The sequence below is a fragment of the Mesonia sediminis genome (genome assembly GCF_042684705.1).
In the GTDB taxonomy this organism is placed as follows: domain Bacteria; phylum Bacteroidota; class Bacteroidia; order Flavobacteriales; family Flavobacteriaceae; genus Mesonia; species Mesonia sediminis.
This window is the reverse complement of record NZ_JBHULZ010000008.1, coordinates 188,085-208,104: the sequence shown is the minus strand read 5'-3', so window position 1 is coordinate 208,104 and position 20,020 is coordinate 188,085. Positions and strand designations below refer to the sequence as shown.

The 20,020-nt window shown below is 34.6% G+C and carries 21 protein-coding genes and 1 rRNA gene; 14 read left to right on the top strand and 8 right to left on the bottom strand.

The annotated features are described in order from the left end of the window. Positions 1–202 precede the first annotated feature (202 nt). From rrf to ACFSQ0_RS02360, 3 genes are all read left to right on the top strand, one after another. Positions 203–312, top strand: a 5S ribosomal RNA gene (gene rrf, locus ACFSQ0_RS02370). A 467-nt stretch (positions 313–779) separates the two neighbouring features. Beyond that, positions 780–1,916, top strand: a complete 1,137-nt coding sequence (locus ACFSQ0_RS02365; protein ID WP_379043566.1) for a DegT/DnrJ/EryC1/StrS family aminotransferase — start codon at positions 780–782, stop codon at positions 1,914–1,916. Positions 1,917–1,924: 8 nt separating this feature from the next. Then, on the top strand, positions 1,925–2,476 hold the full coding sequence (locus ACFSQ0_RS02360) for a nitroreductase family protein (protein ID WP_379043563.1): 552 nt from the start codon (positions 1,925–1,927) through the stop codon (positions 2,474–2,476). Here the strand turns inward: ACFSQ0_RS02360 and ACFSQ0_RS02355 are convergent. Continuing rightward, a complete protein-coding gene (locus ACFSQ0_RS02355; protein WP_379043560.1) occupies positions 2,473–2,976 on the bottom strand; it encodes a DUF456 domain-containing protein in 504 nt (167 codons plus the stop codon). The genes ACFSQ0_RS02360 and ACFSQ0_RS02355 overlap by 4 nt on opposite strands. Positions 2,977–3,163: 187 nt before the next feature. On the opposite strand from ACFSQ0_RS02355, the gene ACFSQ0_RS02350 reads away from it, so the two are divergent. From ACFSQ0_RS02350 to ACFSQ0_RS02330, 5 genes are all read left to right on the top strand, one after another. After that, positions 3,164–3,523, top strand: coding sequence for a BlaI/MecI/CopY family transcriptional regulator (locus ACFSQ0_RS02350; protein ID WP_379043557.1), 360 nt, complete (start codon positions 3,164–3,166; stop codon positions 3,521–3,523). Position 3,524: 1 nt separating this feature from the next. Then, positions 3,525–5,042, top strand: coding sequence for a M56 family metallopeptidase (locus ACFSQ0_RS02345; protein ID WP_379043555.1), 1,518 nt, complete (start codon positions 3,525–3,527; stop codon positions 5,040–5,042). Beyond that, positions 5,043–6,209 (top strand): tetratricopeptide repeat protein, encoded by a 1,167-nt coding sequence (locus ACFSQ0_RS02340; RefSeq protein WP_379043552.1) that lies wholly within the window; start codon positions 5,043–5,045, stop codon positions 6,207–6,209. It begins immediately after the preceding gene. A 67-nt stretch (positions 6,210–6,276) separates the two neighbouring features. Then, entirely contained in the window at positions 6,277–6,852 is a 576-nt protein-coding gene (locus ACFSQ0_RS02335) for a glutathione peroxidase (RefSeq protein WP_379043550.1), read from the top strand. A gap of 121 nt (positions 6,853–6,973) precedes the next feature. After that, positions 6,974–7,450, top strand: a complete 477-nt coding sequence (locus tag ACFSQ0_RS02330) for a hypothetical protein (RefSeq protein WP_379043547.1) — start codon at positions 6,974–6,976, stop codon at positions 7,448–7,450. Positions 7,451–7,453: 3 nt separating this feature from the next. On the opposite strand, the gene ACFSQ0_RS02325 is transcribed toward ACFSQ0_RS02330, so the two are convergent. Both ACFSQ0_RS02325 and ACFSQ0_RS02320 read right to left on the bottom strand, forming a co-directional pair. Next, the gene (locus ACFSQ0_RS02325) at positions 7,454–8,575 is read right to left on the bottom strand and encodes a glycosyltransferase (protein ID WP_379043544.1); all 1,122 of its coding nucleotides are present in this window, start codon (positions 8,573–8,575) and stop codon (positions 7,454–7,456) included. A gap of 1 nt (position 8,576) precedes the next feature. Then, positions 8,577–9,491 carry a hypothetical protein gene (locus tag ACFSQ0_RS02320; protein ID WP_379043541.1) on the bottom strand — a complete coding sequence of 305 codons (915 nt, stop codon included), beginning with the start codon at positions 9,489–9,491 and terminating at the stop codon, positions 8,577–8,579. Between the two features lie 56 nt (positions 9,492–9,547). Here ACFSQ0_RS02320 and ruvC point away from each other — a divergent pair, with 56 nt between their 5' ends. Further along, complete coding sequence (gene ruvC / locus ACFSQ0_RS02315; protein WP_379043538.1) at positions 9,548–10,099, top strand: crossover junction endodeoxyribonuclease RuvC; 552 nt, start codon at positions 9,548–9,550, stop codon at positions 10,097–10,099. Positions 10,100–10,190: 91 nt separating this feature from the next. Here ruvC and ACFSQ0_RS02310 read toward each other — a convergent pair whose 3' ends face one another. Then, on the bottom strand, positions 10,191–12,218 hold the full coding sequence (locus ACFSQ0_RS02310) for a M3 family metallopeptidase (protein WP_379043535.1): 2,028 nt from the start codon (positions 12,216–12,218) through the stop codon (positions 10,191–10,193). Positions 12,219–12,451: 233 nt separating this feature from the next. On the opposite strand from ACFSQ0_RS02310, the gene ACFSQ0_RS02305 reads away from it, so the two are divergent. Next, positions 12,452–12,610: a hypothetical protein gene (locus ACFSQ0_RS02305; protein WP_379043532.1), complete on the top strand. Its 159-nt coding sequence runs from the start codon at positions 12,452–12,454 to the stop codon at positions 12,608–12,610. 94 nt (positions 12,611–12,704) lie between these two features. Here ACFSQ0_RS02305 and ACFSQ0_RS02300 read toward each other — a convergent pair whose 3' ends face one another. From ACFSQ0_RS02300 to ACFSQ0_RS02285, 4 genes are all read right to left on the bottom strand, one after another. Beyond that, positions 12,705–14,198, bottom strand: a complete 1,494-nt coding sequence (locus ACFSQ0_RS02300) for a hypothetical protein (protein WP_379043529.1) — start codon at positions 14,196–14,198, stop codon at positions 12,705–12,707. Beyond that, positions 14,198–15,277: a hypothetical protein gene (locus ACFSQ0_RS02295; RefSeq protein ID WP_379043526.1), complete on the bottom strand. Its 1,080-nt coding sequence runs from the start codon at positions 15,275–15,277 to the stop codon at positions 14,198–14,200. Before ACFSQ0_RS02295 ends, ACFSQ0_RS02300 begins: the two co-directional genes overlap by 1 nt. Positions 15,278–15,370: 93 nt before the next feature. Continuing rightward, the gene (purE, locus tag ACFSQ0_RS02290; RefSeq protein WP_379043523.1) at positions 15,371–15,862 is read right to left on the bottom strand and encodes a 5-(carboxyamino)imidazole ribonucleotide mutase; all 492 of its coding nucleotides are present in this window, start codon (positions 15,860–15,862) and stop codon (positions 15,371–15,373) included. A 101-nt stretch (positions 15,863–15,963) separates the two neighbouring features. Next, positions 15,964–17,124, bottom strand: a complete 1,161-nt coding sequence (locus ACFSQ0_RS02285; protein ID WP_379043520.1) for a 5-(carboxyamino)imidazole ribonucleotide synthase — start codon at positions 17,122–17,124, stop codon at positions 15,964–15,966. Between the two features lie 133 nt (positions 17,125–17,257). Between ACFSQ0_RS02285 and ACFSQ0_RS02280 the strand changes: the two genes are divergently transcribed. From ACFSQ0_RS02280 to ACFSQ0_RS02265, 4 genes are read left to right on the top strand one after another with little or no spacing between them, the layout of a single operon-like run. Then, the gene (locus ACFSQ0_RS02280) at positions 17,258–17,797 is read left to right on the top strand and encodes a phosphoribosyltransferase (RefSeq protein ID WP_379043517.1); all 540 of its coding nucleotides are present in this window, start codon (positions 17,258–17,260) and stop codon (positions 17,795–17,797) included. Beyond that, positions 17,790–18,368, top strand: coding sequence for an adenylate kinase (locus tag ACFSQ0_RS02275; RefSeq protein ID WP_379043514.1), 579 nt, complete (start codon positions 17,790–17,792; stop codon positions 18,366–18,368). The genes ACFSQ0_RS02280 and ACFSQ0_RS02275 overlap by 8 nt, the downstream gene beginning before the upstream one ends. Positions 18,369–18,374: 6 nt before the next feature. Then, a complete protein-coding gene (obgE, locus tag ACFSQ0_RS02270) occupies positions 18,375–19,385 on the top strand; it encodes a GTPase ObgE (RefSeq protein WP_379043511.1) in 1,011 nt (336 codons plus the stop codon). A gap of 49 nt (positions 19,386–19,434) precedes the next feature. Further along, positions 19,435–19,959 (top strand): DUF4136 domain-containing protein, encoded by a 525-nt coding sequence (locus ACFSQ0_RS02265; RefSeq protein ID WP_379043508.1) that lies wholly within the window; start codon positions 19,435–19,437, stop codon positions 19,957–19,959. The last annotated feature ends 61 nt before the right edge of the window (positions 19,960–20,020 follow it).

The window sequence follows — 20,020 nt, the reverse complement described above, 5'->3', positions numbered from 1 at the left end:
TAAAGGCAGTAATGTCATAGCCAAGTAGTACTAATAACCCGTATAGTTTATGTCCTCTTTCTCTCCCTGAGTTTACTTAGGGAGAGAAGGTGAAACCTTTTTTTGCATTAGCAATCTAGTAAATGTATAAACAACTACGTATAACTTTATTTTTTCAATATGTTACCTTATTAGTTACTTTATATTTAAAGTAACATCAGTTTAAGGTGGTTATAGCAGCGAGGCTCACCTCTTCCCATTCCGAACAGAGAAGTTAAGCTCGTTAGCGCAGATGGTACTGCTATTTTGTGGGAGAGTATGTCGCCGCCTTTTTTTAAAGCACTTATCGAAAGATAGGTGCTTTTTTTTTGTTTATAAAAGTAAGTAGTTCCCGAATCGTTTTAAGCTCTTGGGGCTCATATCCACTGGTTTTTCATACTACGTCTTAGCGGCTTTTGCTTAAAGGAGGTTATAGAATAAATGACCAGCTTTTTTTAAGTACTAAAGGATCATTAGCTTTAGCCCAGCTTAGGCTTAATACTTAATAAACCGATAACAACAACTCAGCTGTTGTGTATGGCTTATAAAAACCGACTAGGTTGAATGATGCGTTTGTAATTTTTGCGTTAGGGATAGAGCGGCTTGTTTAAGCTCTTGCGGGCCATATGCCCGCAAAGCGAGTAGCGATAGCCCGACCTTTTTTCTATAAAAAGGGAACGCCATTATCCTTTTAACTTTATAAAGATATAAGGTGTTTAAATTATAAATAAAGGCTTATTTTTATGCCATATTTTTAATTTATGAGTTTAGAAAAAATTTGGCTGTCTTCACCGCATATGGGTGGCAAAGAATTAGATTTCATTCATTCTGCTTTCGATGAAAATTGGATTGCCCCTTTGGGTCCTAACGTTATTGGGTTTGAGAAAGATCTTGAGAAATATTTAGGGGATAGACACGTAGCGGCTTTATCTAGTGGTACGGCAGCTTTACATTTAAGTTTGGTTTTAGCTGGGGTAGAACGTGATGATTTTGTACTCTGCCAAAGTATGACCTTTTCGGCTTCAGCCAACCCGATTACCTATCTTGGGGCTAAACCGATTTTTGTTGACTCTGAACCCGAAACTTGGAATATCTGCCCACTGGCTTTAAAACAGGCCATTGATTTTGCTATTGCTAATCATAAAAAGCCCAAAGCGGTGATTGTTGTTCATTTATATGGAATGCCCGCTAAAATACAAGAGATTAAAACCCTTTGTGATTCTTATAATATAACGCTTATTGAAGATGCGGCAGAAGCTTTGGGTAGCAGCTATGCTAAGCAGGCCTGTGGAACTTTTGGTGATTTTGGAATTCTATCTTTTAATGGAAATAAAATTATTACAACTAGTGGTGGGGGTGCCTTAGTTTGTAAGGATAAGGCCACCAAAGAGCGTTCTATTTTTTTAGCTACTCAAGCAAGAGATGCCGCGCCCCATTATCAACACTCCGAAATAGGTTATAATTATCGGTTGAGCAATATCGCCGCAGGTATTGGTAGGGGACAGATGTTGGTTTTGGATGAGCATATTGCTGCTCGGCGTAAAATGAATGAATTTTACAGAGAACTTTTTAAAGATGCCGGTGGCGTAGAAGTTTTTAAGGAACCAACTGAAGAATATTATTCTAACCATTGGTTGAGTGCTATTTTAATTGATCCAACAAAAACAAAAAGGAATTGGGATAAAGAAGAATTACGATTAGCATTAGAAAAGGAAAATATAGAATCTCGTCCGTTATGGAAACCTATGCATTTGCAGCCGGTTTTTAAAGATGCGCCTTTTGTTGGCAAAACAGTGGCATCAGATTTGTTTGCAAATGGCCTATGTTTACCTTCTGGATCAAATTTAACCGATGCTGACAAGCTAAGGATCGCAGCTGTCATTAAAAAATTTTTATAAATAGTAGTATGGAAAGCACGATTAAAGAAAGAAGAAGTATTTTTCCTAATCAATTTACGGGAGAGGTTATTCCTGACGCAAAGATTACAGAATTATTAGAATTGGCTCATTGGGCGCCTAGCCATCGTAAGACTTTTCCTTGGCGCTTCCATGTCATAGGCGGTGAAGCTAAAATTGCTTTTGCGGAATTTTTGGCGAATACATATAAAAATACTGCTGCTAAATTCTCTGACTTTAAGTATAATAAATTAAAACAAAAGGTTTTAAATAGCAGTCATATAGTGGTTATCAATATGCAGCCAGACCCAGAAAAGCGTGTACCTGAATGGGAGGAGCTAGCGGCTACGGCGATGGCGGTTCAAAATTTATGGTTGGGAGCAACAGCAAAAGGCTTAGGAGGTTATTGGAGTTCTCCCAGTTTAATAGATAAAATTCCTAGCTACTTGAAAACTGCTGATAACGAGCGTTGTTTGGGTTTGTTTTATTTAGGTGTGCCCGGTGAAGCTGAATTAGTAAAGCGCGAACGCCCAGAACTTATAAATTATGTTAAATGGGTTTAGAAAAAGTTATTCCAGTGTATTACCACTTGGTAAATAAATATTCCTAAATAAATACAGGCAGTAAAAAAAGCCATAAAGGTAGAGGCTAAAAACCCTAGAAAAGAACCTACTGCAGCCTTCAATGATTTCTTAAATGTGCTTGCTTTAACAAATAATAATTCTCCCAAAAATGCACCTAGAAAAGCACCTATTAAAAAACCAAATGGTATGGGTACAAAAAGCCCAATTATTAAGCCAATACTGGTGCCGTAAGCAGCGGCCTTTCCTCCTCCAAACTTTTTTGTTCCTTGGGCAGGAATGATGTAGTCTAGAATTAAAATGACAATACAAATGAATAGGGTGATACCTAGAAGCCAATAATTTGCGGGCACGGCCTTTGTAAAAGCCAGCAGCACTAAACCTAACCAACTTAGACTAATACCTGGTAAAACGGGTAAAAAACTACCTGCAATTCCAGTACAACAAAGCAAAAATCCACAAATAAGTAAAAATACATCCATCTTTTTGAAATTGATTTCGAGATAAAAGTACTTTTTTTATTTAATTCTCATGCATTTAATTTTATAACTAAAAAATTAGTTTAAACTAAAAATTTAGTTATATTTGAATAGACATTATAATTTAAATGAACCAGAGAGGTATATTTTTTACTGAATTAAAAATAACTTTTTAAGAAAAAACTGCTATATGAAAGAATTGACCAAGGCTGAAGAAGAGGTAATGCAACAACTATGGAAATTAGAAGAAGCGAATGTGGCATCTATTATAGAGGAGATGCCAAAACCAAAACCCGCTTATAACACAATTTCTACGATTGTAAGAATTTTAGAAAGTAAAGGTTTTGTGGGTTATAAAAAAGTTGGGAGAGGGCATATTTATTTTCCGTTGGTTAAAAAAGATAGTTATAGCAAATTTTCTATGACCAAGCTTATGAACAACTATTTTGATGGATCTATGAAGAGTATGCTTTCTTTTTTTGTAAAAAAAAATGATATGAGCACCGCAGAATTGGAGGAGATTTTAAAAGAAATTAATAAAAAACAATAAGATGGAATTATATACAGTACAATTCAGTTTATTCTTAGCGGTCTTTTATGTGGCTTACCTGTTGTTTTTCAAAAAGGAAACTTTTTTTAACTACAATCGCATCTATTTACTAATAACTCCACGTTTGGCCCTGCTTTTACCATTCATAATCTTAGATTTTTTAAGACCAAAAGATTCTACGGGGGCAACATTTATTAATTTACCACCCGTTTTATTAGGTGATTTTGCGGTCGCAGCCGAAGAAATTCAAGCCGGGAATAATAATTTGGAAGCCTTTAATTGGAGTCAATTTTTATGGCAAAATGGGTTTTTAATTCTTTATGGAATTGGTTTTTGCGTCGCTTTCTTGCTTCTGATAAAAAAATGGAATCAGTTTATAAAATTCAAGAAAAGTGGAATTCAAAAACAACAAGAAGGTATTTTTTATAGCGAAATACAAAACAGCAGAATTGCCTGTACCTTCTACAATCAAATATTTATAGGTAGTGAAATTAATGAAAAGGAAAGGCAACATATTTTGCAGCACGAATGGGTTCACGTAACGCAAAATCATAGTCTTGATTTATTGTTTTTTGAAATTTTAAAACTCTTGTTTTGGTTTCATCCAGCGGTTTATTTCTATCAAAAAGAAATTACAAGTCTTCATGAGTTTATAGCCGACGAAAAAGTGGTAAGGAATTCATCAAAAATTACCTATTACCAAAATTTACTTAACGTAGCTTTTGGGACTCATCACATATCATTCATCAATCAATTCTTTAATCATTCATTAATCAAAAAACGAATCGTTATGTTACAAAAATCAAAATCAGCTGCGCAAGCAAAGCTAAAGTATTTAATTGTTTTACCGCTAATTGCAGCCATGCTCACGTACGTGTCATGTTCAGAAAATATAGAAACCGTAGAAACTAATCAATCTGATCTTCCAGCCCCACCGCCACCGCCAGCTCCTCCTACAGAATGGCTTTTGACTGATGGGACAGAGAATTATGGAGTCATCGAAGTGGAAGATATTAATAATTTGACTGATGATGAAAATCGTAGATTTAGAGAATTATCAAAAAAAATAATTGAAGATAAAGTGATGTATAAATTAGTCATTACAGATGGCGAAAATAAAAAAGTTTATGATTTCGATAAGAATAGTAATATAGAAACTGATGGTGTTCCTTTTTCAGCTATAGAAACGGTACCTACGTATCCTGGTTGTGATGAAGGATCTAATAATACAATAAGAAAACAATGTTTTAGTGATAAAATAAAAGATTTTGTAAATAATAATTTTGATGTTGGTTTAGGGAAAAGACTTGGTTTGACTGGAAAAAATAGGGTTTATGTACGATTTGTTATTGCCAAGGATGGTAGTATTAAAGATGTTGACTCTCGTGCTTCTCACCCAGAATTACAAAAAGAAGCAGAACGAGTAGTGAATAGTCTACCTAGAATGCAACCTGGAATGCAAGACGGTAAACCAGTTAATGTTTTATATAGTTTACCTATTATATTTAAAATTGAGTAGATGTTAAGAATTTTGAGTTTATTTATTTTAATAGGAATTTTTCAGCGGGTCGAAGCACAAACTTCGACCCTTGCTTTAGCAGATAGTTTGTTTACTATCGGACAATACGACGAAGCCCTCAATTTATATCAAAAGCAAAAACCAAAGAGCGTTGGTATATATGAGAAAATGGCCAATAGCTATAGGGCACTTGGTAATTTAAATGCGGCGATTAAAGCCTATAAGCAAGCAATTAGGATTAATCCCGATTTGGTCGTAGCTAAAATCAACTATGCGAAATTGCTTAAAGTAAATCGAAATTATAAAAAAGCAGATAGCGTTTTCACGGATTTAATAAAACAATATCCCAATCAGGCTAACTTTTATTATGAGTTAGCTTTAATCCGTAAAGTGTCAAAAGCAAAGCCTTACCATAAACTGCTTTTACAGAGCATTGAAATTAATCCTAATCATTTTAATAGTCTTTATGAGTTGGCTTTATTTTACTATAAGTATAAGAATTTTAAAGAAGCTGATATTAATATAAATAAGGCCTTAAGAATAATTCCGAAAAATACTAAAGGGCTACTTTTGGCTGGCTTAAATGCTTATGCACTTCAAAATACAAAGCGAGCCATTGTTTTGTTTGAAAGCTTAATTGAGTCAGGTTACCAAACTGAGCAGGTTTATGAAAAATTAGGGGTTTGTTACATTAGGCATAAACAAAATCAAAAAGCGATTGATTGTTTTAAAAAGCTTATAGAGCTAGATGATAAAAATGCAACGGCTCATATATATTTGGGACGACTTTACAATATAGAGGAATCCTACACCCTTGCCGAGAAGCACTTGCTTTATGCACTTTTATTGAGTAAACCCGATCTAAGTTCGCTTTATCAATCCTTAGGAATTACCTACAAACAACAGCGAAATTATAAAGAGGCAATGCGGTATTTTGAACTTGCGATTTTAGAAAACCCCGATTTGGTAAGGAGTGATTTTGAACTGGCTAATGCCGCTGACAACTATTATGCTGATTTAGATTTACGAATAAAATATTATAACATTTTTATAGAAAAGTATAAAAATAAACCCGATGTACAGAAATGGATAAATTTAGCGAAGTACCGTATATCAGATTTAAAAAAAGAGAAACATTACAAGCAAACTCCAGGCAACAAGCCATAAATAAATCTTAAAATAATTAACCCGAATGTTTACCCAAGCATTTGTTTGTACCTTTGAAAGAAAAAGTATGAAGAATTTTATCTACGCGTGTTTGGCTTTATTTACTTTAACAGCATGTGGTCAACAAAAAAAGCAATACAAGGATTCGAAAAACATGGAAAAGCAAAGCATTTATAGTTATAGTGTTGATGATATTTATGGTGAAACCTTTAATTTAAGCGATTTAAAAGGCAAGAAAGTAATGTTGGTGAACACCGCCAGTAAATGTGGTTATACTCCCCAATATAAAGATCTGCAGGCTTTGTATGAGCGATTTAAAGATGATAATTTTGTGATAATTGGTTTTCCTGCTAACAATTTTGCAAATCAGGAGCCCGGTAGCGAAGAACAAATTGCTCAATTTTGCGAAGCCAATTATGGGGTGACCTTCCCAATGATGAGTAAAATTTCTGTAAAAGGAAGTGATATACACCCAGTTTATAAATTTTTAACTCAAAAAGAACTAAATGGTGTAATGGATAGCGAAGTGAAATGGAATTTTCAGAAATATTTAATAGATGAACAAGGCTATTTAGTGAAAACGCTACCTTCATCTACCTTACCTACAGATGAGGCTGTAGTAAGTTGGATCAAACAGAGCTAGTCGGAATTTTTTTGATAGTAAACTATAAACCAGTAGGATTAATATCTTACTGGTTTTTTTTGCAGGATAATAAAAGTTATTTTTAGATTATCTTTATATTTAGTTTCGTTACTTTTACCTTATGAGAGTTATTGTAGCTATACTGTGTTTGGTACTGCTAGGCAGCTGTTCATTTTTTGAAAAACAAAAAATGAATCCAAATGATTTGGTAGAGGAAGAATTAAAACAAATTGACTGGCACCAAGTAGAGCAATACCCCGTATTTAAAAGTTGTGCCCATTGCGACGGACTCCAAGCACAACAGCGCTGTTTTGAGACAACACTTACAAAGTGGGTGATCGAAGAGTTGAGTAAGCAGCACGCTTTGGTAACCGATTCTATTCATGAACAATTGGTGGTTTATTTTAAAATTACACGAAAAGGGGAAATTTTTGTTGATTCACTAAAGCAAAATATAGGCCTAGCCCATCAACTACCTGAATTAAAACAATGGCTAACCGAATCTATAGAAAACTTACCCGAAGTATATCCTGCTCAAAAGCGTGGCGTTCCAGTACAAACTACCTTCCAACTTCCTGTTCAAATCATTAGTGAATAATTACTAGCGCTTGTAATATTTTCCTTTCCAATTAAAGCCACCTTTTAAAGAAAATAAAAAAATCAATACCACAAAAAAAGGGTAAACTAAGGCAGAAAAAATAAATTTATGAGAACAAAAAGGAACACCTATTTTTTTTGCGGTCGCTCTTAAAAAAGCCATATCAACTAATAACTTAAAAACCCAAAGTCCACCAGAAAGAAAAATATAGCTAATTTTAAAAAGACCGCCTAGAATCAATAAAATTAATAAACTAGCATTGACAATAAAAACCAATGCGCCTATTAATTGATTCCATCCAAAGTTTAAATGTGTGTTTTTTGCTGCCCATCGAACACGTTGCATAAATAAATCTCGCCACGATTTCAAAGGATAGGTAAAAACCGGTTCGGCATAAACTAAGCTATATCCAATGGGTAATCCACTAGTTTTAAACTTTTCGAGAACAAATGTGTCATCACCGCTACTAATATGCAAATTGTTTTTAAAACCACCTAAAGCAAGGAAACTATCTTTGCAATAAGCCATATTGGCCGCGCTGCAAAATAATATAGATCCTCCACCAAAACTACCTAGGCTTACCCCTTGTAAACTTAAATAATCATGCGCTTGAAATTGATTTAAAAAACCTTCACCTGCTAAATAAGTAACCGGTCCTACAACGAGCTTTGCTTTGTTCATTGAGATTTCGTGTGCAAAACCTTTCAGCCAACTTTTAGGCAATAAAACATCGGCATCTGTGGTGGCGATATATGAAAACTGGCTGGCATTAATGGCTAAAATCAAGGCCTCTTTTTTGGGTGCTTGTTGAGCCTTCTCTTGATGAAGTAGCCTTATGTTGTGATTTGGATTTTCTTTTTTAAAGCTTGTAATTATTGAAGCAGTTTCATCGGTGCTGCGGTCATTAATAAAAATAATTTCATATAACTCTTGAGGATAATCTAAATCTAAGATTGATTTTAATAATCCGGGCAAATTTTTAGCTTCATTATGCATAGGAATACAAATGCTAAATCTAATCGAGGATGTTTTACTTGTTTTTGACCTATATTTTACCTGATTAACTCCGTGCCTCAACCAAATTAAAACCAACGCATAGAGTATGAAAAAACTAATAGCTATCATATTATTCTGTGGTTTTGTAAGGATGAAGCAAATTTAAAATAGCACCTAGAAGTGTGGGAAGTACAAAATTTAAACACCACATTATCAATACCGCCAAAGCAATAGTTGCTTGTTGATTTGAATATAAGCTAAAAATAACTACGGCAAACCCTGTTTTGGTAAGCGCGTCAGAAAATAAAAATTGAGGAATAATACTGGCAAGCAAATAAACCAACCAAATTCCGCAAATAGCGCTGCTATAAGAAATTTGTACTTCAAAGAGCATTAGAACCAATACAAATTGGTGCGAGAAAACCAAATGTCTTGCAAAACTTAAAGCTACAATTTTTCTTTTTGTTGGTAGCGGTATAATATCCGTAAAGTTTAACCGAGTTTGCATCCATTTTTTAATAAACTGGTATCGCCATTCAACTAAGATTATAAAAATAAAAACAACCGTTATACCAAAAATAAAATAAACTTGCGCTTTACTTAAACCGGGAATTATAGATTGTATAAGGATATAGAAGAGCAAACCTAAAAAACCAAAAAACAAGGTAGCTAGCATTTGTGAAAAACTTGCCCAGGTTTTACGGCTTAAAATTTTTTTTCTGTGATTCTTTGGGTAAAATAGAGTTTTAACGCCAAATTCACCTATTTTGTTAGGGGTTAATACACCTACAGCATGCGCAATCAAATATTCCTGAATAGAATTTTTGAAAGACTTAAGCTTTAAATTTACAGTTAATATATGCCATTTTTTGATCTCTAGCCACCAATTTATAGAGGTAAAAATTAGGCAACCAAGTATACCCCAAAAACCAATATTTCGCTCTGTAAAGACGATCTTATCTATTGTGAATTGAGATGATAATTGATAATAAATAAAAATGCAAAGCCCCCCAAACAGAAACCATTTGAGGCCAACTAAAAACATTTGCTTAGCTTTGTGCTGACATACTTGCATACGCAAAGAAACAAATAAAATAGCAGTTGAAAACAGAAAAGATAATTTTGGGTATAGATCCAGGTACCACCATAATGGGATTTGGACTTATTAAAGTTCAAGATAAAAAGATGGAGTTTTTACAACTCAACGAACTTTTATTAACCAAATATGATGACCACTATATAAAATTAAAATTGATCTTTGAGCGCACTTTATCTCTGATCGATGCCTATCATCCCGATGAAATTGCTATTGAAGCACCTTTTTTTGGAAAAAACGTGCAATCTATGTTAAAGCTAGGTCGTGCCCAAGGAGTTGCGATGGCCGCCGGTTTAAGTCGTGAAGTTCCCGTTACCGAATATTCGCCCAAAAAAATAAAAATGGCTATTACTGGCAATGGTAACGCCAGCAAAGAACAGGTCGCCAAAATGTTACAAAGTCTTTTGAAGTTAAAGAGTTTGCCCAAAAATCTTGATTCAACCGATGGATTGGCTGCTGCTGTATGCCATCACTACAACTCTGGTAAAAAAGTACAAAGCAAAAATTACAGTGGTTGGGCCGCTTTTGTAAAGCAAAACCCTAAAAAGATAAAATAATGCGCAAGAGGGCAATCCCTCTCTTTTTCAAGAGAGGGCCGGGCTATCCGCGCTACACGGTAGCTTGCTACTATCCCTATTGCAATTTGTACTATTTTAAAAGCCCTGCTCTTTTTAGTAAAGCCTCTGGGTTAGGCTCTTTTCCGCGAAAGCGTTTATATAAAACCATTGGATCTTCAGTACCTCCTTTACTCAAAATATGGTCTTTAAATTTATCGGCTACGGTTTTATTAAAAATTCCTTCTTCTTGAAAATACGCAAAAGCATCGGCATCTAAAACTTCTGCCCACTTATATGAATAATAACCCGCCGAATAGCCACCTTGAAAAATATGAGAGAATGAAGTGCTCATACAGTTCTCTGCCACATCAGGGTACAATTTAGTGTTTTCAAAGGCATCTAACTCGTTTTCTTTTACAGATTTAATGTTTGTAGGGTCTACAGCGTGCCAAGCCATATCTAACATTCCGAAACTCAATTGACGTACCGTTTGCATTCCCTCGTGAAAGTTGGCCGATTTTTTTATTTTCTCAACTAACTCCATCGGAATTACTTCATCGGTTTCATAATGGCGCGCAAATAGCTCTAAAGCTTCTGGCTCGTAACACCAGTTTTCTAATACCTGGCTTGGTAATTCTACAAAATCCCAATACACAGAAGCTCCCGATAAACTCGGGTAGGTTGAGTTAGCCAGCATTCCGTGCAACGCGTGACCAAACTCGTGAAATAATGTAGTAACCTCATTAAAAGTAAGTAAGGACGGTTTTTTAGAAGTGGGTCGGGTAAAATTACAAACGTTAGAAACATGCGGACGCTCATTTTTACCGTCTTTCACTTTTTGGTCTTTATAAATGGTCATCCAAGCGCCATTTCTTTTCCCTTCTCTCGGGTGAAAATCGGCATAAAATAGTGCCATAAAGTTATGATCACCGTCGTAAACCTCATAAGTTTTTACCTCCTCGTGGTACTTATCTATATTGAAAACTTCTTTAAAATGTAGATCATATAATTTTTTAGCTACCGTAAAAACTCCCTGAATTACATTGTCGAGTTTAAAATAAGGCTTGAGCTTTTCATCATCTAATTGAAAGCGTTGTTGTTTTAGCTTCTCTGCATAATAAGCGCTGTCCCATTTTTCTAAATGGTCGATCCCATCTAATTCTTTTGCAAATTGCTCTAGTTCTTTAAATTCCTGTTCTGCGGCAGGTTTCGCTTTTTCGAGCATTTCGTTAAGAAATTCATTTACTTTTTCAGGGCTTTTTGCCATACGTTCTTCTAAAACAAAATGCGCGTGGGTTTTGTAACCTAATAAATTAGCCCGTTGGTGACGAAGTTTTGCAATCTTCAATACATTTTCTTGATTGTCATATTCATCATTCTGAAAACCTTTTGCCCCAAAAGCAATCGAAAGTTTTTTACGCATTTCTCGGTTTTCTGCATACTTCATAAACGGGATATAACTCGGGTATTGAAGCGTGAAAATATAGCCGTTTTTTCCTTTTGCTTTAGCTAATAAATTAGCATTTTCTAATTCGCTTTCTGGTAAACCTTTTAAATCTTTTTCATCTTCAATATGAAGCTCGTAACGATTGGTTTCTGCTAAAACATTTTCGCCAAACGAAAGTGAAAGTCTAGAAAGCTCTTTATCGATTTCTCGAAGTTGCTCTTTTTTATCTTCTGGTAAATTAGCCCCGTTTCTTGTGAAACTTTTGTAATGTTTATCGAGCAGTGTTTTTTGTTCTACACTCAGTTCTAAGCTGTCTTTTTGCTCGTAAACGCTTTTTACACGTTTAAATAACTCTTCATTTAAGGTTAGATCATTACTGAATTCACTTAACCAAGGAGAAACTTCTTGCGCTATTTTCTGAATTTCTTCATTTGTTTCTGCCGAATTTAAATTGAAAAATATGCTCGAAACTCGACTTAAGGTTTCACCTGCAAATTCTAAAGCTTCCAGCGTATTTTCAAAAGTAGGCTCTTCACTATTACTAGTGATTGCATCAATTTCTGCTTTTGCTTTTTTTATAGCTTCTTGAAAAGCCGGTTTAAAATGTTCATTTTTTATCTTAGAAAATGGAGCGGCATCAAAATGCTCCAATAATGGGTTTTCCTGACTCATAATTTATTTTTCTGTACAAGTGTAAAGATACAAAGAGTAGGAGAGTTGAGGTCTTAATTTTTAGTCAAAAAAAGTTTGGCATATAATATTACGTTTTTAATATTTTAAAATATTTATTATGCTGCAAATCAGAATTGTATTTTAGAATTTGACGCTTTTCATATGGTTGTTTTCTTATTTTTCCGGCGTAAGCTTACACAATTTAAAACTAATAATTAATTAAAAAATACTAAATGAAAAAAAATCTTATTCATTTATTAGGCGGATTGTCACTTAGCTTTTTCCTTTATTTTGCAGCTAATCTTGATCTTAAAACGGCTGTTTTTATAGGTTTAGGATCAGCTGTATTATATAGGATATCTTTAAAAAACAAATCTAATTTAGATTCTTGAAGCTTTAATTTATATGCTATAATTATTGAATGTTATTTTTTGAAACTCTAGTTTATGGCTAGAAGTTGAAGCAATCAGGAAAAATAAACGGTAACTATTCGTTGCTGCTAGAAGCTTCTAGCTCTTTATTATAACGCAGCCAAAATGATTCATCAAAAGCTGGTGTGTAAAGAATTTTTAGCTTCTCTTTTTCATTAACCGCTTTGAAATCCGCGAAAACAATGGGTTGAGGATTAATTAGCATCAACTCATTTAAAACATTGTTTTGCTGTTCTATTTTAAAGTTTAATTTAAGTTTTGTTTTTTCGCTAGACTTAGTATTGTTTTCTTTTAATTTTAATGGCCTATTTATGTAAATGTACTGGCCTGTTTTCCAATTTATGTATTGCGGTAGATATCGATTGCTTGTACTATCTCGCTTAAATATTACTTTAGCTTGGTGAACATTTGCCACATATTTTAAGCCTAATAAAAATTTGAGATTAATATTGCGGTCTACACGGTTTTCTGCTAGTTGGTAGCTGGCTTGTAAGATGGCTTTGCTAGCCTTGCTTATATATAATTTGCCAGAATAATCGGCTTTTTTATTTTTTGGAGTAAAGTGCAATTCATAAACCAATTCATCTTGAAACAATCTAGTTTTAACGTGTTTCCAGTTGTAATTAGTAAACTGTTGGATGAAGTCATATTGATCTAGGTTAAGCGGACTGCGATTAAAAAATAGGCTTTTGTAAAAATCACGTTCATTTTCTGTTTTAATACTTTTACTTTGACTGCTGTCAATTTGAAAAAGTTGGTTTACTTTGTGATTTTTACCCAGAGGAATCATCCCAGACTTTATTTTAAAGGTATTTTCGCTATCGAGCCCTTGTTGAATGAGTCGAAAGGTTTCTTTTAAAAAATTGTTTTTAGGTGCAAGGTATCGCTCGTTTCTAAGTTGATTGACTTGCAACAATTTTAATTTTAAAGAATCTTGGTTTGGGGTGATATATATCTTTGACTCAATTTGTCTTTGTTGGCTGGGTAAATTTTTTTTAGAGTTGGCTAGACTTTCTTTAATTTGCCGATTAAATTTTTGTGTTAAAGCTTTGCTTAAAAAGCTAGCTTTGTCTACCTCAAATTCGGCATCTTTTAGATGGTTCTCATCGCTTTCACGCATGAGCACTTCAAAACACAAGCCGTTTGCATTATGGTTTTTTCTATAGTTTAAATAGACTTGTTGAAGTAGGTCAAAAATATCTAATTTTTGACTTGTCAAAATCACTTCTCCAAGCTCTTCTGCCAAAGCAACTAAAGTAATCCTTGGTTTTTCTTTTAGTTCGCTAATTGGCAGTATTACAGTTTTATAACCCAATGCGCTTATTTTAAAAATAGCATCTGTGGGGTAATCTTGTAGATTTAAGGTATAAACACCTTTTAAATTGCTGGCAACACCCATTTGATCCCTGTATTGAATGTGTGCATATGCCACGGGATTTGCTTCTTGATCTATAATTTTACCGGATAATTGCTGGCCTAAACAGGTTAAAGTGAAAATGAAATTTAATACAAATAAACCAATTATTTTTTGGGCAAATGCAGGCATCACTACTTTAAATCAGATGAAGATTGGGCCATTGGCGTTGCTTGGTTAAAAAGCATCTCTTGTTTAATCTTTTCTTTACTGCCTTTTGTAAATTCTAACTTTAATCGATTATTGCTTTTATTCCCCTTAAGCTTAATAGTTCTATTACCCCATAATTTTTTTGTTTTATAAATAATAAGATGCGCAGGAAAGTACTTACCGTTAGCTAGTTTTTGATACACAATGGTTTTATCTAACTCGGTAGTTACGGTTTTAAATCCCAATAAGAATTTGGCATTAAAAGAAGCTGTGGTGTGACCTGGTAATAACCGATAGTTCAGTTTTACTATTGCTTGAGTTTTTAGGTCTATGTGCATGCTTCCAGTATAAGAGGCGTTTTCTTTTTTAGGATTAAACTCAATTTCAGCAATAGCGGTAGAATCTAATTCTTTAATTGATTTAATACTGTAGTCATAATTATTCGTTTGGTATAAGAAGTCATACGCAAACTTTCGTGAAGTCAAATTGGAATCTTCTAAGCCTTCCTCAATATCTAATTTCAAATTTTCAGTATTAGCTGTATAATTATTACATTGATTTAAATTAGCATTTTCCTGGCAAGTGAACATACCCGATTTTAATTGGTAGGTGTCGTCTTTATCAAGTTGCTCGGTTAAAATTTCATAAATAGGAGTGGTGGGGGAAATGAATCCAATAGAATCGCCACCCTTTACTTTCTTTGTAAAGTCATTGAATTGAAGCTTTTTGTTAGTTATACTTGCTTTACCTTGGGTTAATGTTTTGTATTGGTTGGTTAATGAGGGTTCTTTATCAATTAGTTTTTCTACTTTGCGTTGCAACTGCTTAGTAGCTTGAGCTCCTAGTTCGCTATGTTTTTTAATTTCTATTTGCAACTCATCAATCAATTCATCTTTATTTTCCTGATAAATAAAATCAAAATTTACTTGATTAAATTCATAATTTTTATCTAGCTTTTCTTTGGCCATTTCAACCAATTGCAGTGCTCTTATATTAGTATTTTGAGCAGATAACTGCCATCCGCAAATGAATAGAAGGCTTATGAGGTAATAAATTTTAGCCATACGTTTAAATTTTTACTAAAGATGAATAAAATGTATAAAAAAACCTCATCAATTTGTAAAAAAATTAATGAGGTTTAAAGGAAGATTTAAAAATTAGTTGTGATTTTTAAGGTTTTTTGCTCCTTCAATCACCTTTTGCTTAAGTCCTTCTTTATAAGTAATAATTTTATCGAGCACACATTTATCTGCAGTACCAATAATTTGTGCAGCAAGAATACCAGCATTTTTAGCTCCGTCTAAAGCTACAGTTGCTACAGGAACGCCACCTGGCATTTGTAAAATAGAAAGAACAGAGTCCCAGCCATCAATAGAATTTCTCGATTTTACAGGAACTCCAATCACCGGTAACGGAGAAAGAGAGGCAATCATCCCAGGTAGGTGAGCTGCACCACCGGCGCCTGCAATAATAACCTTAAAACCACGCTCGTGAGCGTTTTTTCCGTAATCAAATAATTTTTCTGGTGTTCTGTGTGCCGATACAATGTCAACTTCTACTTCAATATCGAATCCGGCTAAAATATCAATCGCCTCTTGCATTACTGGAAGATCACTTGTACTTCCCATAATTATCCCTACTTTACTCATGGTAATAATTTTTTATTGTTCTTATTTTCGGTTAAACCGGATTAAATCCGTTAAGCATAAAAAAACCAGTAAATCTAATGATTATTATTACTGTGGTTTGTCTATTTTGTTAAGCTTATTACTTTAATTGACTGCTTCACTTGTTCAGCTATTTTTCGAGCCTGATTTAAATCTTTGTTAACTATGCAAACGTGTCCCATTTTTCTAAAAGGGCGGGTTTCTTTTTTGCCGTAAATGTGCGGTGTTACCCCGGGTAACTGCATAATTTTTTCGATATTTTGATAATGTACCGGACCTTTATAGTTTTCTTCACCTACAAGGTTAACCATCACTCCACCTACTTTACTTTCGGTTGCTCCTAAAGGTAGATTTAATACTGCACGAATGTGCTGTTCAAATTGATTGGTAAAACTCGCTTCGATACTATAGTGCCCGCTATTATGCGGTCTGGGTGCGACCTCGTTTACTAGAATTTGGTCATCTTGTGTTTGAAACAATTCTACTGCCAACAAGCCAACGTGTTCAAAAGACTCTGAAACTTTATGCGCCACGGCTCTAGCGTTTTGAGCCACCTCATCTGCAATTCTAGCAGGGCAAATAACATACTCTACTTGATTGGCCTCTGGGTGGAATTCCATTTCGACAACGGGATAAGTTTTTACTTCTCCATTGGCATTTCGCGCTACAATTACCGCTAATTCATTTTTAAAATGAATCATTTCTTCGGCGATGCAGGGCACATCGGGTAAAGGAATTAAATCTTCCTTGTTTTTTATAACGGCAACCCCTTTACCGTCATAACCTCCTGTACAACTTTTCCAGATAAAAGGAAAAGTTTTCTTTTTTTGAGCCCAATCGGTGACAAGCTCATCTTTACTTTGATACCTGGTAAAAGGAGCGGTAGGGATTTCTTTTTTTAAATAAAACTCTTTTTGGTCTCCTTTGTTTTGTATTTTCTTTAAAGTAGAAGCGCTAGGATAAACCAATTTACCTTTTTGCTCTAAATACTCTAAAGCCTCGATATTAACCGATTCAATTTCGAAAGTAAGAATATCTACATCTTGACCAAAATTTACTACGGTATCGTAATCCATAAGATCACCTACCACAAATTTATCACAGGCCAAACGTGCAGGAGCAGCAGGGTTGGGATCTATTACTTTTGTGCAAATGTCGTATTTGCGGGTTTCATAAAGCATCATCTTACCCAATTGCCCACCACCTAAGATGCCGAGCGTAAAATTTGAAGAGAAATAGTTCATGTAGTGTTGTGTTTGGGCAAAAATAAGATTTATCAACTAGATTAAACAAGTTTTTTATAAGAATTGGTTTGCCTGAAGTCGCTATCTTTAATTCGAAATATTTATCTTTGCAGCCTGATTTTAATTTAGATCTATGATAAAAATTCACGATCTTACCTTTACTCCTTTTATTGATAAGTCTCAAATTGACTCGGCTATAAGTAAAATGGCAGAGAAAATCCAAAAAGACTATGCAGGAAAAACCCCTGTTTTTCTAGGTGTTCTTAATGGAGCATTTCCTTTTGTAGCAGCCTTAACGCAAAAAATCAGTGGAAATTGCGAAGTAGAGTTTACCAAGTTAAGGTCTTACGCAGGTACCCAAACCACTCAACAAGTGCAAGAGCTTATCGGCGTAAATAACTTAAAAGGAAGAGATGTAATCGTTTTAGAGGATATTGTAGATACAGGACATACCCTAACCAAAATTATTAATATCTTAGAAAATCAGGAGGTGAGCAGTTACAAGATTGCAACCTTATTTTATAAGCCAGAAGCTTATCATCAAAACCACTCTTTGGATTATATCGGAATAGAAATACCCAATAAATTCATAGTAGGATTTGGATTAGATTATGATGGTTTAGGAAGAAATTTACCCGAAGTTTATCAATTAATCGAAACACAACATGATTAAAATAGTATTATTTGGCCCTCCAGGAGCCGGTAAAGGAACACAAGCAAGCATACTTAAGGAAAAGTATAACTTAATTCATTTATCTACCGGAGACATTTTTAGGTATAATATGAAAAATGATACTCCATTGGGGGTTCAAGCCAAATCCTTTATAGAAAAAGGACAATTGGTTCCAGATTCGGTAACCGTTGACATGTTAAAAGATGAGGTGTCTAAGCAAAAACCAGCGAGTGGGTATATTTTTGATGGTTTTCCTCGTACAAAAGTTCAAGCAGAAGCGCTTGATGCCTTTTTAGCAAAACACGATGAACAAGTAAATGCTATGATTGCCCTAGAGGTAGATGATGAGGTTTTGGTTGAACGATTGTTAGAACGCGGTAAAACTTCAGGTAGAAAAGATGATGCCAACGAAGAAGTAATCCGAAAAAGAATAGAGGTATACCATAAAGAAACGGCCGTGGTAAAATCATTTTACCAAAAACAGAACAAGTACTTTGGTGTTAATGGAGTAGGCAGCATCGCCGAAATTACCGAAAGAATTTGTCAAGTAATCGATAAGTTAGAAAACTAAAAAGAAGTGAAAGAAGGAAATTTTATAGACTACGTTAAATTACACGTTAGCTCAGGTAATGGCGGAAAAGGTTCTATGCATTTGCATAGAGAAAAATACATTACTAAAGGCGGTCCCGACGGCGGAGATGGCGGTAGAGGGGGCCATGTGATTATTCGTGGTAATGAAAACCTTTGGACGCTCTACGAATTTAATTTTAAACGCCATATCAAAGCAGAACACGGCGGAAATGGCGGAAAACAAAGAAGCACGGGAGCCGATGGGGAAGACGTGTATATCGATGTGCCATTAGGAACCGTAATTCGAGATACTGATACCCAGGCTATCATAGATGAGATAACTGAAAATAATCAGGAAATTATTATCGCTCGAGGCGGAAAAGGAGGAAGAGGAAATTGGCATTTTAAATCCTCTACAAATCAAACACCTCGTTATGCACAACCGGGCATACCAGGAGAGGAGCGGGATATAACTTTAGAGTTGAAGGTACTTGCAGACGTAGGTCTTGTTGGTTTTCCTAATGCAGGAAAATCTACATTACTTTCGGTTATCACGGCAGCTAAACCCAAAATAGCCGATTATGAGTTTACCACTTTAAAGCCCAATTTGGGTATTGTAAAGTATCGCGACTACCAAAGCTTTGTAATGGCTGATATTCCCGGGATTATAGAAGGAGCAGCAGAAGGTAGGGGGCTAGGTTATCGATTTTTAAGGCATATTGAAAGAAACTCTACATTACTTTTTTTAATACCCTGTGATGCTGATGATGTCATAAAACAGTATGAGATTTTGTTGGATGAATTGCGTCGATACAATCCAGAATTATTAGATAAAGATCGGGTTGTGGCTATTTCTAAAAGCGATATGCTCGATCAAGAGCTGCAATCTGAACAACAAGAAGAACTCGATGCATATTTTGATAAAATTCCTTATTTATTTATATCAGCTGTAGCGCAGCAAGGAATAGCCCAATTAAAGGATGTATTATGGGAAAACTTAAATAAAAAGCCTATTTAAAACTTAATTAGTGATTTGTTTTTCAGTATCTTGTGGTAAATTTATTAGCATGACACGTATTTTAAGTTTGGTTTTTTGTTTGTTTTTGATGAGTTGCGGTCCGAAGGTTTATGTAGATTATGATGCTAAAGTAAATTTCCAAAATTATCGCACTTATCAGTTTTATCCTCAACATAATATTGCTGCTGATCATTTAAATGAGCTAGACCAAGAACGCCTTATAAAAGCTGTTGAAGACCTCTTAGCCCAACAAGGTTATGTAAAAAGCAGTAATCCCGATTTTAAAATTCTTTTAGAAACCGACGTGTTTCAACAGCGTAACAACTCTCAAATAGGAATTGGCTTTGGTGGTGGTGGAGGCCACGTTGGCGGTGGGGTTTCAGGAGGCATACCAATAAGTACAACCAAAACCATATTGAGTTTAAGTCTTAATTTTAGTCAGGCTCAAACCAACGAATTATTTTGGCAAGCGGTTGTAGAAGATCACTATAAGAGGCAAATGAATCCAAAAGAAAAACAAGTATTTTTTAATCGCCTAATCAGTAAAGGCGTAAAGGAATTTCCACCAAAATAACAATTTATAAAAAAAGCGATTAGGTTATCCCTAATCGCTTTTTTTTGCCTACAATTAGAAA